Origin of the sequence: Peribacillus sp. B-H-3 (genome assembly GCF_048572925.1) — a bacterium.
In the GTDB taxonomy this organism is placed as follows: domain Bacteria; phylum Bacillota; class Bacilli; order Bacillales; family DSM-1321; genus Peribacillus.
In genome coordinates this window covers 225,825-238,366 of the sequence record NZ_CP183879.1, presented here as the reverse complement: position 1 = coordinate 238,366, position 12,542 = coordinate 225,825, and the positions used below count along the sequence as shown (strand labels likewise).

Annotated in this window: 11 protein-coding genes; 8 read left to right on the top strand and 3 right to left on the bottom strand. The window is 43.5% G+C overall.

All coding sequences use genetic code 11. The features are described from left to right. Positions 1-209: 209 nt before the first annotated feature. Positions 210-1,517 carry an HD domain-containing protein gene (locus ACN6MY_RS01010; RefSeq protein ID WP_419882428.1) on the top strand — a complete coding sequence of 436 codons (1,308 nt, stop codon included), beginning with the start codon at positions 210-212 and terminating at the stop codon, positions 1,515-1,517. Between the two features lie 47 nt (positions 1,518-1,564). After that, positions 1,565-2,074 carry a YwgA family protein gene (locus tag ACN6MY_RS01005; RefSeq protein WP_071351041.1) on the top strand — a complete coding sequence of 170 codons (510 nt, stop codon included), beginning with the start codon at positions 1,565-1,567 and terminating at the stop codon, positions 2,072-2,074. A 376-nt stretch (positions 2,075-2,450) separates the two neighbouring features. On the opposite strand, the gene ACN6MY_RS01000 is transcribed toward ACN6MY_RS01005, so the two are convergent. After that, the gene (locus ACN6MY_RS01000; RefSeq protein ID WP_071351043.1) at positions 2,451-2,636 is read right to left on the bottom strand and encodes a 2-hydroxymuconate tautomerase; all 186 of its coding nucleotides are present in this window, start codon (positions 2,634-2,636) and stop codon (positions 2,451-2,453) included. Positions 2,637-2,891: 255 nt separating this feature from the next. Between ACN6MY_RS01000 and ACN6MY_RS00995 the strand changes: the two genes are divergently transcribed. Together ACN6MY_RS00995 and ACN6MY_RS00990 are read left to right on the top strand one after the other, a co-directional pair. Further along, a complete protein-coding gene (locus ACN6MY_RS00995; RefSeq protein WP_090988581.1) occupies positions 2,892-3,560 on the top strand; it encodes a site-2 protease family protein in 669 nt (222 codons plus the stop codon). Between the two features lie 24 nt (positions 3,561-3,584). Beyond that, a complete protein-coding gene (locus tag ACN6MY_RS00990) occupies positions 3,585-4,097 on the top strand; it encodes a YwhD family protein (RefSeq protein ID WP_419882427.1) in 513 nt (170 codons plus the stop codon). 165 nt (positions 4,098-4,262) lie between these two features. Here ACN6MY_RS00990 and ACN6MY_RS00985 read toward each other — a convergent pair whose 3' ends face one another. Further along, positions 4,263-6,329, bottom strand: coding sequence for a transglycosylase domain-containing protein (locus ACN6MY_RS00985; RefSeq protein WP_419882426.1), 2,067 nt, complete (start codon positions 6,327-6,329; stop codon positions 4,263-4,265). A 473-nt stretch (positions 6,330-6,802) separates the two neighbouring features. Here ACN6MY_RS00985 and speE point away from each other — a divergent pair, with 473 nt between their 5' ends. From speE to argS, 4 genes are all read left to right on the top strand, one after another. Beyond that, the gene (gene speE, locus ACN6MY_RS00980) at positions 6,803-7,630 is read left to right on the top strand and encodes a spermidine synthase (protein WP_419882425.1); all 828 of its coding nucleotides are present in this window, start codon (positions 6,803-6,805) and stop codon (positions 7,628-7,630) included. Between the two features lie 314 nt (positions 7,631-7,944). Further along, positions 7,945-8,823, top strand: a complete 879-nt coding sequence (gene speB / locus ACN6MY_RS00975) for an agmatinase (protein WP_090988585.1) — start codon at positions 7,945-7,947, stop codon at positions 8,821-8,823. A 577-nt stretch (positions 8,824-9,400) separates the two neighbouring features. After that, the gene (locus tag ACN6MY_RS00970; RefSeq protein WP_419882424.1) at positions 9,401-9,841 is read left to right on the top strand and encodes a DUF1934 domain-containing protein; all 441 of its coding nucleotides are present in this window, start codon (positions 9,401-9,403) and stop codon (positions 9,839-9,841) included. A gap of 1 nt (position 9,842) precedes the next feature. Then, positions 9,843-11,513 carry an arginine--tRNA ligase gene (gene argS, locus ACN6MY_RS00965; protein ID WP_419882423.1) on the top strand — a complete coding sequence of 557 codons (1,671 nt, stop codon included), beginning with the start codon at positions 9,843-9,845 and terminating at the stop codon, positions 11,511-11,513. Between the two features lie 69 nt (positions 11,514-11,582). Here argS and uvsE read toward each other — a convergent pair whose 3' ends face one another. Further along, positions 11,583-12,539, bottom strand: coding sequence for a UV DNA damage repair endonuclease UvsE (uvsE, locus tag ACN6MY_RS00960; protein WP_419882422.1), 957 nt, complete (start codon positions 12,537-12,539; stop codon positions 11,583-11,585). Between the last annotated feature and the right edge of the window lie 3 nt (positions 12,540-12,542).

Sequence of the window (12,542 nt, the reverse complement as noted above, 5' to 3'; positions counted from 1 at the left end):
TTGCTGCAGCCAACAGGTTTTCACCTGTTTTTGATCGAAAAGGAGAAAGGGTTGGGCATATTTTTTTTGCATAAAACGAGCTATAATAACAGCATGATAGAATAAAAAATCATGTGCACCTTGAAAAGCCATGCAGCTGTACAAAGAAAATAAAACAACATTTCAGTTCACCTATACAAATTTTGAATCTATAAAAAAGAGGGTCGTCCATGGCATATTCCCGCGAAAAATTAAGCGAAGAAAAAGTGTTTAAGGATCCGGTCCACCGTTATATTCACGTGCGTGACAGGGTCATTTGGGATTTGATAGGAACAAGGGAATTTCAGCGTCTCCGCCGGGTCAAACAGCTCGGAACGACTTATTTGACTTTTCACGGAGCTGAGCACAGCAGGCTGAATCATTCGCTGGGCGTGTATGAAATCGTCCGTAGAATCATTGATGATGTTTTTGAAGGAAGGCCGGAATGGAATGGGGACGAGCGGCTGCTTTCCCTGTGTGCGGCACTTCTGCATGATTTGGGGCACGGCCCATTTTCCCACTCTTTCGAAAAGGTTTTCGACACAGATCATGAACATTTCACCCGTGAAATCGTTTTGGGCGATACTGAAGTAAATCAGGTCCTGCAAAGGGTTTCGAAGGATTTTCCGAAAAAAGTTGCAGAGGTTATTGCCAAGACATACGGAAGCAAACTAGTAGTCAGCCTGATTTCTAGTCAGATAGATGCCGACCGCATGGATTATCTGCAGCGTGATGCTTATTTCACAGGGGTAAGCTATGGCCAGTTTGATATGGAGCGGATTTTGCGCGTCATGAGGCCGCGCGAGGACGGAGCTGTCATCAAGCAAAGCGGCATGCATGCGGTGGAAGATTATATCATGAGCCGATATCAGATGTATTGGCAGATTTACTTTCACCCTGTTACCCGAAGCGCAGAAGTCATACTTACGAAGATCCTGCATAGAGCAAAGCACTTATTCGAGGCAGGCTATTCCTTTAGGCAAGCCCCGGTGCACTTCTACTCTCTCTTCAAAAGAAACGTCACGCTCGAGGATTACTTGAAGCTGGATGAAGCTGTGATGCTGTATTATTTTCAGATGTGGGAAGAGGAAGAGGATCCGGTACTGAGCGATTTGTGCGACCGTTTTATGAATCGCAGGCTTTTCAAGTACACGGAGTTCCATCCATCAAATGATCAAATGAATAAGTTAATGGAATTGAACAGGCTGTTCAAGAAGGCAGGAATCGATCCGGATTATTATCTGGAGGTCGATTCTTCCTCTGATCTGCCATATGATTTCTACAGGCCGGGCGAGGAGGAAGAGCGATTGCCCATACACCTGCTGAAGAATAATGGTGAAGTCCGCGAATTATCGCGTGAATCGGAGATAGTCGATGCCATTTCGGGGAAAAGGCGTACAGACCACAAGCTGTATTTCCCCGCCGATTTGCTGAGGGACGAGTCATCGAAAAAGAATATAAAAAAGCAGATCCGGGAGCTGCTGGAACTGCCGGAATGAGAATGATGCTTTGCTTTGGGAACATTTTGGGTGAGGAGTGATGAGCCTTGTTTAAGGATCATGCCAAGATTATGCATGCTGTTTTTGCTGCGGGAGAAATTTCTGGAAGGAAAAAGCTGCAGAAAATTATATATATAGCAAAAAAACTATCCTTTCCTTTTCATGAAAAATTCCATTTTCACTTTTACGGGCCCTATTCAGAAGAACTGACTCTCAGAATTGAAGAGCTGTGCAATATGGGTTACCTGAATGAAGTAAAAGAAAAAAAGGCAGGATATTATCAATATTGTTATTCTATTACAGATTCGGGCAAAGAATTTATGAAAATGCACGATATGGAGATTCCATCCATGGAGGTCTGCCTGGTGGATATGAATGACCAAAGTGCACGTTTTTTGGAACTGGTGTCGACCGTATTGTACTTTGAGGAGCTGGAGAGGGAAGAAGTAGCTGAAAAAATCTTCACCCTGAAAAGCAAGCAGAAGTATACCCTTGAAGAAGTTGACGAGGCCTATCTTTATATAGAACAATTAAAAGGAAAAGCTAAGCCGCAATAAGGCTTAGCTTTTTCTTTTTGATATCTGCATTTGCTGAGGCCCCCAGGATGGGGGTTACAAAGACGCTGCCGCAGGACGCGGCGTACTTAGTCTTTGATCCTTTGGACAGGCGCTTGCGCTTTTTGTTCAATCCAGCTCCAGCGCCTAGCCTGCTGTGCAAAAGATGTTTCGGCAACAGAAGGCAAAGAGCGCCTTCTATGGCCAAAACCCTATTTGCTTCGCAAGCTGAACAGGCGCTTACGCTTTTTGTGTAATCCAGCTCCAGCGCCTAGCTTGCTGTGCAAAAGATGTTTCGGCCACAGAAGGCAAAAAGCGCCTTCCATGGCCGAAACCCTATTTGCTTCGCAAGCTGACCAAGGCGCTTGCGCTTTATATGTTACTGGTCGCTTAGGCGGACTCCGCCGGTTGCGTAGTGGTTTTTGGACATTTCTTCGATGAAGACAGTCACTTTTTCTTTGGATGCTCCCGTTGTTTCGATAACGGCTTCTGTTACTTTTTCAACCAATGCTTTTTTCTGTTCCTCCGTGCGTCCTTCAAGCATCTTGACAGTTACAAATGGCATGTACAAAGCCCTCCTTTCATATTCTATGATTGTAGTGTTTCATACTCATATATGAATTGCAAGAAAAGTTAGATAGAGTCTAGGCTGTCCTTTCTTATACGACTTACCATGGGGCGGATGCGGCAGCAAATATGCGGCCGCGCCTGGTGCTGTGTGATATGTCTTTGTTCCTATCAATTAAGGGGCTTGAGCTTTTTACTTTCTGCATGATTTTCATGTATACTATTGTTTAGTAAAAGATGGAGGAGAAGCTGATTGGATTTTTTAAATCAATATTTAGCATTTAGTCTTGATCAAATTCCGTATGTAGTTTTGACTTTGCTGATTGCATTTACATTTCATGAATTTTCGCATGCTTATGTGGCGTATAAATTTGGTGACCCTACGGCTAAGAATCAGGGGAGGGTGACGCTCAATCCTGTTTCGCATCTTGATCCCTTTGGGACGCTGCTCCTTTTGGTTGCCGGATTCGGCTGGGCGCGCCCGGTGCCCGTTAATCATTTTAATTTTAAGCGGCCAAGGCTTGCAGGCATTCTGGTTTCCTTTGCTGGCCCTTTAAGCAACCTGCTTCTTGCTGTTTTTGCCCTGCTTATCTGGTATATTCTTGTGGCTTCAGGGGCGGATGCTGACATGCCGTTTTATGTTACTTCATTTTTCAATACATTTTATCAGCTGAATATTGTGCTGTTTGTCTTTAATATGCTGCCGCTGCCTCCGCTTGACGGATATCGCATCCTGCAGGACCTTGCACCAAGGGATATACGGGCAAAGATGACTCAATATGAAGGATACGGCTCATTGATTTTTCTGATCCTGATTTTGATTCCGCAGCTGAACAGCTACACCATTCAGCCGATTTTCAATGCGGTGCTGCCGTTTTTTATGGATGGATTAAATAATTTCTTCGCATCTTTATTTTTATAGCTTCTGATATAAGGAGGAATATTCGTGGAAGAACAGCCAAAAAAGAAACTGGGTTTTAATATTATTAAAAATGATCCGACAGAAGGCCATGGCGGATATGGGGCCGGTGTACTGACGCTGGATAATATTGCTCCAGTCATCATTGATGTTGAAGCAGGAGAGGCTGCTGTAGATATTGGCGCCATGCACGCAAGAAGTACAGTGGAGCGCGGAATTAAATTTTTGAAAACAAAAGAAGAAGTGCCGAATGCCAAACCATACTGGCTTGTATGGGTGACCATTGAACCAACTCAGGCAGGCCCTATGTATGCAGGTGTAACGGCATGCGAGATGACAGTAGACCGTGAAATCAGGAGGGGATACAAATCGCTTCCAGAGCACGTGAACCGCATGGATAAATCCCTTAAAAGAAAGATCATTGTCGACCACATGGATGATCGTTCGAAGGAAATCCTGGCGACATTCTTGAAGAATCACGATGCAGGTATGTGGGAACGGTCATCAGGGGAATTAAAACAGGGTCTAACTGTACAATAAATCACTTTGTGTCATTTTTGTGAAATTTCGAAAAATGGCTACTGGTATCTTGTGAAATTAAAGGAATATCAGTAAACTGATAGAAAGCGTTTAAAGCGCTATATAGCTAGGACACGAAAAACCTCGAAGCTCAAGATGGCTTCGAGGTTTTTTGTCTGTATGGAGTTAATGCCCCCAGAAATGCAGGATCCGTTTATACCAGCTTTTCTTATGTTTTTCGGGAGATGACAGTATTGGATTTTGGCTATTCGGAAGGTGCTCTGTGCAGTATTCTTCGGGCTCAGTGCCTTTGACAAAGTATGTTTTCCTTTTGACAGGACAGTCTTTTGTTGCCAGCTTGCCGTTTTGAGGATTCACATATACCCCGACAACACCGCTGGGTTTTTTGAAAGGCTTTACGGGTATTTCTTCAAGGCTGGTTTCCATAAAATCAGCCCAAATTTTCTTGGCATATACATTCTCAGCCGGATTCTCCATTTTCTTTGCCTGGTCATAACCTACCCAGACTCCCGCTGCCTGCTGCGGTGCATAACCAATCATCCAGCTATCTGTTGTGGTCGATCCGGATTTTCCGGCATACGGTCTTGTAAGCTCTGGAGCTATTGTACTGCCGGTTACCTTTGTGTATCCATTGAGCTTTTTATCAAAGACACCTGTAAGCATTTCAGTCATGACAAAGGCTTTATTCCGGTCAAGTAATTGTTTATGGTCGGTTTTTTGTTCGAAAATAACATCGCCCTTTTGATTTTCCACCCTTTTAATGAATATAGGTGTAACATGCTTCCCGCCGTTAGCCAGCAGGCTGTAGGCATTGACCATCTCAATCACCCGGACGCCTGAAGTGCCAAGTGCAAGGGAAGGTGAAGCATGCATTTTTGTCGTCAGTCCAAACTTCCGGATGTTTTGGACCAGAGATTTCTCACCGAGAAAAAGATTGGTTTTTACCGCAAATATATTATCCGAAAGCGCGATGGCCTGTGCCATGGTAATGTCCCCGTTGGCATATTGGCTATTGTAATTATGAGGGGTATATGTCGACTGGCCTCCGTCATATTTAAATGTCGTTGCCTCGCTTTTCAGTGTGGTAGAAGGAGTGAATCCCTTCTCCAGCGCAGAATAATACAGGATCGGCTTAATGGTCGAGCCTGGCTGGCGGATGGCCTGCGTTGCCCGGTTAAATGGTGATTTATCATAATCCCTTCCGCCTGCAAGCGCCGTTACAGCGCCTGTTTTAGGATTCATAGCCACAAGTGCTGCCTGGACATTGGATTGGCTTGATATAATATCAGAAAAAGATTTTTCTGCGGCTGCCTGTGTTTTTTCGTTTAGGGTGGTATAAACCCGGAGCCCGCCAAGCTCAATCGTCCTGTCGTCCAAATGCAGCTGCGTTTTTAAAGCCTGTTTCACCGCATCCTGAAAGTAGGGAGCAACCCTGCCATGTACGGTTTCTTTTTCTCCATTAAAGGAGAGGGGGGCGCGGCTTGCTGCAAGCTTTTGTTTTGTGCTGATATATTTCTTTTGAACCATGGAGGACAGAACCACTTGCTGGCGCAGCTTTGCTTTTTCCAAGTTGGCCAGTGGCGAGTACCGTGAAGGCCCCTTTGGAACACCGGCAAGCATGCTGGCTTCGGAAAGTGTCAGGTCTTTTGCGTTTTTTCCATAATAATAAAGGCTCGCTGCTTGGGCTCCGTAAGCTCCGTGCCCGTAGTAAATGGTATTTAAATAGCCTTCAAGAATATCTCTTTTTGAGTAATTCATTTCAAGGCGAATCGTGTAAAAGGCTTCACTTAGCTTTCTTTTCCAGGTTTTATCATGTCCAAGGTAAAGGTTCCGGGCATACTGCTGGGTGATGGTGCTTGCACCCTGTACCTTGGACATGGAGCGCATATCCGCCAAAACAGCGCCCGCAATCCTTTTTAAATCAAATCCCCGATGTGTATAAAACTGCCGGTCTTCAACAGCTACTGTGGCATTAATCAAATCCGGCGATATCTCTTGAATCGGGACCCAATACCGTTTTTGTCCATGGCTGGTTTCGCCGATCACCTTGCCGCTTTCGCTATAATACAAGGTAGACTGCGGCACCGCTACTGGAGGCGGCCCCAGAACTTTAGCATACATGAAAAGAGCAAGAAACATTAAAAACAGCAACAGAGCAGAGAGTGCTGTCACGATGATGAACGCGCGTATGTATTTGGAGGATCTCTTGAAACGCTCAGTAATTAGCTCCACTGTTTCCACCTCTTTTTTTGGCTATGGTAATATCGTGTTCACTGCAGGCTCCGCCCGGTTCGGGCTCATTCATACGGAGTTAAAATCAGCATGGACTTTAACAGAGCCTAAAAAATATCAATCGCCTTTCTTGCAAAGCATGCTGCATTGACGTCATGCCATTTAAGAAAAGAACTTATTAGTAAGTATGAAAAAAAACTTCCTTTTTTAAACATAAGGAAACTGCAGACAAAAAAAATCTTGCAATTTTGCTGAATTCGTCTATACTTTTTCTAGCTAATCATGATGAAAATCGTGTCGAATTACCGGACAGAATTAAAGTCATTGTTATAGTATTGTTAGGGAATATTAATAATGTTCGTGTAAAATATAGTGAACCTTCCATCAGGGGATTTTCTTTCATCCTTCATGGTGAACAATTGCCCGTTAATGCGGGATAAAATAAAAACGGATTCAAGAAAGGAAGCGGAATAATGAGCATTTGGTTTACAGAGAAACAAACAGAGAATTTTGGAATTACAATGAAAATTAACCGCACTTTACATACGGAACAAACAGACTTCCAAAAGCTGGATATGGTCGAAACTGAAGAGTGGGGCAATATGCTTCTTCTTGATGACATGGTCATGACATCAACACGCGATGAATTTGTGTACCATGAGATGGTGGCCCATGTGCCATTGTTTACGCATCCTAATCCTGAAAACGTATTAGTAGTGGGCGGAGGAGACGGCGGTGTAATCCGTGAAGTCCTAAAGCACCCAAGCGTGAAGAAAGCAACACTTGTGGATATTGACGGAAAAGTAATAGAGTACTCTAAAAAGTACCTTCCGGAAATTGCCGGAATGCTTGATGATCCAAGAGTGGACGTCCAAGTGGATGATGGATTCATGCATATTGCCCAAAGCGAAAACGAATATGATGTCATCATGGTTGACTCCACTGAGCCAGTAGGCCCTGCTGTCAACTTATTCTCAAAAGGCTTCTATGCGGGAATTTCAAAAGCATTGAAGGAAGATGGAATTTTTGTTGCCCAGACCGACAACCCTTGGTTCAAAGCGGACCTGATCAGAGACGTACAAAGAGACGTGAAGGAAATCTTCCCGATCACAAGCCTTTACACAGCGAACATCCCAACTTACCCAAGCGGCATGTGGACATTCACAATCGGTTCTAAAAAACATGACCCGCTTCAAGTAAGCGAAGAGCGTTTCCATGAAATCGAAACAAAATACTACACAAAAGAACTTCACAAAGCTGCATTTGTTTTACCGAAATTTGTACAAGACTTAATTAAATAAAAAGCGCAAGCGCCTGTTTAGCCCTGAATAGCATAAGGCGCGCAAGAATAGAAGGTGCACTTTGCCTTCAAATCTTGCGTGACTTATGACCTCGAGGGGCTAGGCGCTGAAGCTGGATTAAATAAAAAGCGCAAGCGCCTTGTTCAGCTCGTGAAGCAAATAGGGTTTCGGCTATAGAAGGCGCTCTTTGCCTTCAGTGGCCAAAACATCTTTTGCACAGCGGGCTAGGTGCTGAAGCTAGATTAAATAAAGAAAACTGTGATGAAAGGGAGAGCATACTCTCCCTTTCATTTTGAAATGAAGGAGGAAAACTAGTGCGTTTTGATGAAGCATACTCAGGCAATGTATTTATTAAAAGCCATTCTAATTTTGATGAAGCGGAAGCAGTCATTTATGGAATGCCTATGGATTGGACAGTCAGCTACCGTCCAGGTTCAAGGTTTGGACCGACAAGAATCAGGGAGGTTTCTATCGGCCTTGAAGAATACAGTCCATATTTAGACCGTGAACTTGAGGAAGTAAAGTATTTTGATGCAGGTGATATTCCGCTTCCGTTCGGCAATCCGCAGCGAAGCATAGATATGATCGAAGAGTTTGTAGACAGCGTATTAGAGGCAGGGAAATTCCCGCTTGGCATGGGCGGGGAGCATCTGGTTGCCTGGCCTGTTATGAAGGCTATGTACAAGAAGTATCCTGATCTAGCCATTATCCATATGGATGCCCATACCGATCTTCGTGAAGAGTATGAAGGCGAGCCGCTTTCACATTCTACGCCAATCCGTAAAATTGCTGAGCATATCGGTCCGAAAAATGTATATTCTTTCGGAATCCGCTCCGGCATGAAGGAGGAGTTCCAGTGGGCCAAGGAAAATGGCATGCAGATCTCTAAATTTGAAGTTTTGGAGCCATTGAAAGAAGTGCTTCCTAAACTTGCTGGACGTCCTGTATATGTCACGATTGATATTGACGTACTGGATCCTGCCCATGCTCCTGGCACAGGCACAGTGGATGCAGGCGGAATCACATCGAAAGAGCTTTTAGCATCTATCCATGAAATTGCCCGTTCTGAGGTAAAGGTAGTGGGCTGTGATTTAGTCGAAGTAGCTCCTATTTATGATCCATCCGAACAAACAGCGAATACAGCCAGCAAGCTGATTCGTGAAATGATCCTAGGCTGGGTGCAAAAACGATAAAATAGGATGAATAGCGGTTTCAGCTTAGAGCTGGGACCGCTTTTACTTTTAACTATTTTCGGCATTTCGCCCGAATCAGCGAAGGATTCGCTTTAATGGGGCGTGTTTTGGATCGAATCAAAGGAGAATTGGCTTGAATAAAGCCGGAAATAAAAAGATTATCCATTTTCATGGAAAATAAAAAACGTTCTTGCCTGATAAAACTGCTTTTATTAATCAAAACAGGCCACATTTGCTTGTAAAAGTTTTCGTAAACTTTGCTGGTGATTTCAGCTAATCCCGCAATTACGCTCCCATCCAACAAGGGGATTGCCTCATAGAATTCATTAAAAAACAACCATCTTTATGAAAAGAACTTTGTAAAATCATCCTTCTCTCAGCGGGAATTTTGCTAAATTAGGAGAAACGTCTATAGAGGTGCCATTTTGTTAAGAATGATTCTCTGATGTGCGTTTAGATATAGCTAATTTTCCTCCTTTTTTAAAAGGCAGGCGGCCTGCTTATTTTTCAGGTGTTGAAACTTGCCCAAAGAGTATTTATACTTATAGGGTTATAAGTGTAGTGAGGAAGTGTAAAATTGACTCTTCAGGATAGCGGAAAAAAGAATATTAAGGTTACATTGCAAACAAAAATTAGAAATGGCTCTGGAACGGAATCGTATGAATTAATCACCTTTGGAACAATGTTTTTCAAAGCAGGATCTCTTTACCTTCAATATGGTGAAGAAAATGAGTACGGAAAAACGCAGACCACCATTAAATACAAAGGGCACGAAGCACTTCTGCTGAGAAATGGCGCGGTTAAGATGAGGCAGTCATTTGTGCCGGAAGAAACTGTACATGGCCATTATGAAAGCGTATATGGAACATTGGGGATGATCACTCATACAAATTCCCTTGAATACCAGTGGAATGAAGATGAAAAGGAAGGCAAGCTGGTCCTGAATTATGAATTAACCATGCAGGGCAGTGAAAAAGGATATTATGAAATGACGATTGCATTCAGGGAGGAAGCATGAAATGAACATAGTTGAACAGGTTCAGAGTAAATTAAAGCAGGAAATTAAAAATGCCGCAATCAAGGCTGGCTTGGCGGCGGAGGAACAAATTCCAGGTGTCATTCTGGAGCTTCCGAAAGATAAAACTCATGGAGATTATTCCACAAATATGGCAATGCAGCTGGCTCGTGTAGCCAAGAAAGCACCTCGTGCAATTGCTGAAGCGATTATTGAAAACTTTGACCATTCTAAAGCATCCATTGAAAAAATTGAAATTGCAGGACCGGGATTTATCAATTTCTATATGAATAATCAGTACCTGACTGAGTTGATTCCTGTTATCTTACAGGCTGGCGATACTTATGGGGAAAGTGATTTTGGAAAAGGGGAAAAAATTCAGGTTGAGTTTGTTTCGGCTAATCCGACAGGAGATCTTCACCTTGGCCATGCCCGCGGAGCAGCGGTAGGCGATTCGCTTTGCAACGTGCTGGACAAAGCAGGTTACGATGTTTCCCGCGAATATTATATCAATGACGCAGGCAATCAGATCAATAACCTTGCCTATTCTGTAGAGGCCCGCTATTTCCAGGCGCTAGGAATGGATAAAGAAATGCCTGAGGACGGATATCATGGTGCGGATATTATTAATATCGGCAAAAAACTTGCAGAAGAATTCGGCGATAAATATGTTCATGAAGATGAAAAAAGCCGTTTTGCCTTTTTCAGAGAGTATGGGCTTAAATATGAAATGGGCAAACTGAAGACGGATCTTGAAAACTTCCGTGTTCCTTTTGATGTCTGGTATTCAGAAACATCTCTTTACCAAGACGGCAAAATCGATGAAGCTCTGGCTGAACTTAAGGAAAGAGGCCATATTTATGAACAGGACGGCGCAACCTGGTTCCGTTCTACAGAATTAGGCGATGACAAAGACCGGGTTTTAATCAAGCAGGATGGCTCCTATACCTACCTGACTCCGGATATTGCCTATCACCGCAATAAATTGGAACGCGGATTTGATAAGCTTATTAACATCTGGGGTGCCGACCACCATGGCTATATCCCCCGCATGAAGGCAGCAATTGAAGCACTTGGCTACAGACGTGACCAGCTTGAGGTCGAAATCATTCAGCTTGTCCACTTATATAAAAACGGCGAGAAAATGAAAATGAGCAAACGGACTGGTAAAGCAGTGACAATGCGCGATTTGATTGAAGAAGTAGGATTGGATTCTGTCCGTTATTTCTTTGCAATGAGAAGCGCCGATACACATATGGATTTTGATTTGGATCTTGCTGTTTCCCAGTCAAATGACAATCCAGTTTATTATGCCCAGTACGCACATGCCCGTATCTCCAGCATCCTGCGCCAAGGTGAGGAGCAGAGCATCCAATTTGATGAAACAGCAGACTTCTCACTTCTTTCATCTGAAAAAGAAGTAGAGCTTCTGAAAAAACTTGGAGAATTCCCGCAGGCTATTGCAGAAGCTGCTGAAAAACGCATGCCGCACCGAATGACGAATTATATCTTTGATCTGGCTTCTGTATTCCACAGCTTCTACAATGCAGACAAAGTGCTTGATCCCGAAAACATGGATAGAAGCAAAGCTCGTCTTTCATTGGTGAAATCTGTACAGATTACACTTAAAAACGCTCTTGCTCTTATCGGAGTTTCCGCACCGGAAAAAATGTAAAAGCATAAGTAAAGGCAGCCAAGTCTCTAGAAGAGTCTGGCTGCCTTTTTGTTTATGCCTCGGTCCCTGTCATTTCCACTCAGCAGATCCGCCCGAGATTCTTTTTACGCCTCTGATTTTGGATATGTCTTCAACAAGCTTCAGCATGGCCTGATCCTTTTTTTTCGCTTCAATCATGAAATCAACATCCTGGTTTAGTGTCCTCAGTGCCTTGATTAGAGGCATAAGAAACTCCAAATCGACAAAGTCGGAATGGGAGCGGAATTCCTTTTCGTTTTTAGGTGATGAAACATGTATTTTAGGTATAAGGCCAGTATGCTCCCAGGTTGCAAAAATATCTGGAAGCAGGTGCTCGAAAGGTTTCTCTCCCTGATTAGCCATATAGTGATGATAATCAAAAACCATGGGGATGTTTTCATTTTGGCAGACCTTCAGTGTTTCATCCGCAGTATATGTTTTATCGTCATTTTCCAGAGTCATCTGCTGTTTGACATGAAGGGGCAGTGCCGTAATATGTTCATAAAAGCGTGCTGTTGCCTTCGCTTTGTCACCGTAGGCACCGCCAACATGGATATTGATGACAGATTCTTTCTCCACACCCATGGCACTCAGCATCTCATAATGAAATACCATATCCTTTACAGCATTAGCCGTTATGACAGGATTTGAACTTGTAAACAGGGTGAATTGGTTAGGGTGGAAGCTGACACGCATGCCATACTGTTTGATGAGGCTTCCAAGCTCTTCCCATTCTTTTTTAAAAGGTGCCACAAAATCCCATTGTACCTCGGGATGTGTGGCAAGCGGGACAATCGAGCTGGAAAGGCGATACACTTCTATTTGATGTGCGGCATTATAGAGAAGGATTCTGCGTGTATTCTCAATGTTCTGTAGTGTTACTTCATGCAGTTTATTTATTCTTTCATCTTTCCCGAGCTCGCTGAATCGTTTAAAGGTAAGGGATTTTGCCGGTGAAGCATCCCATAGCAATGTTGCATTTGCAACGTAGCCAAATCGTACTTTCATGTT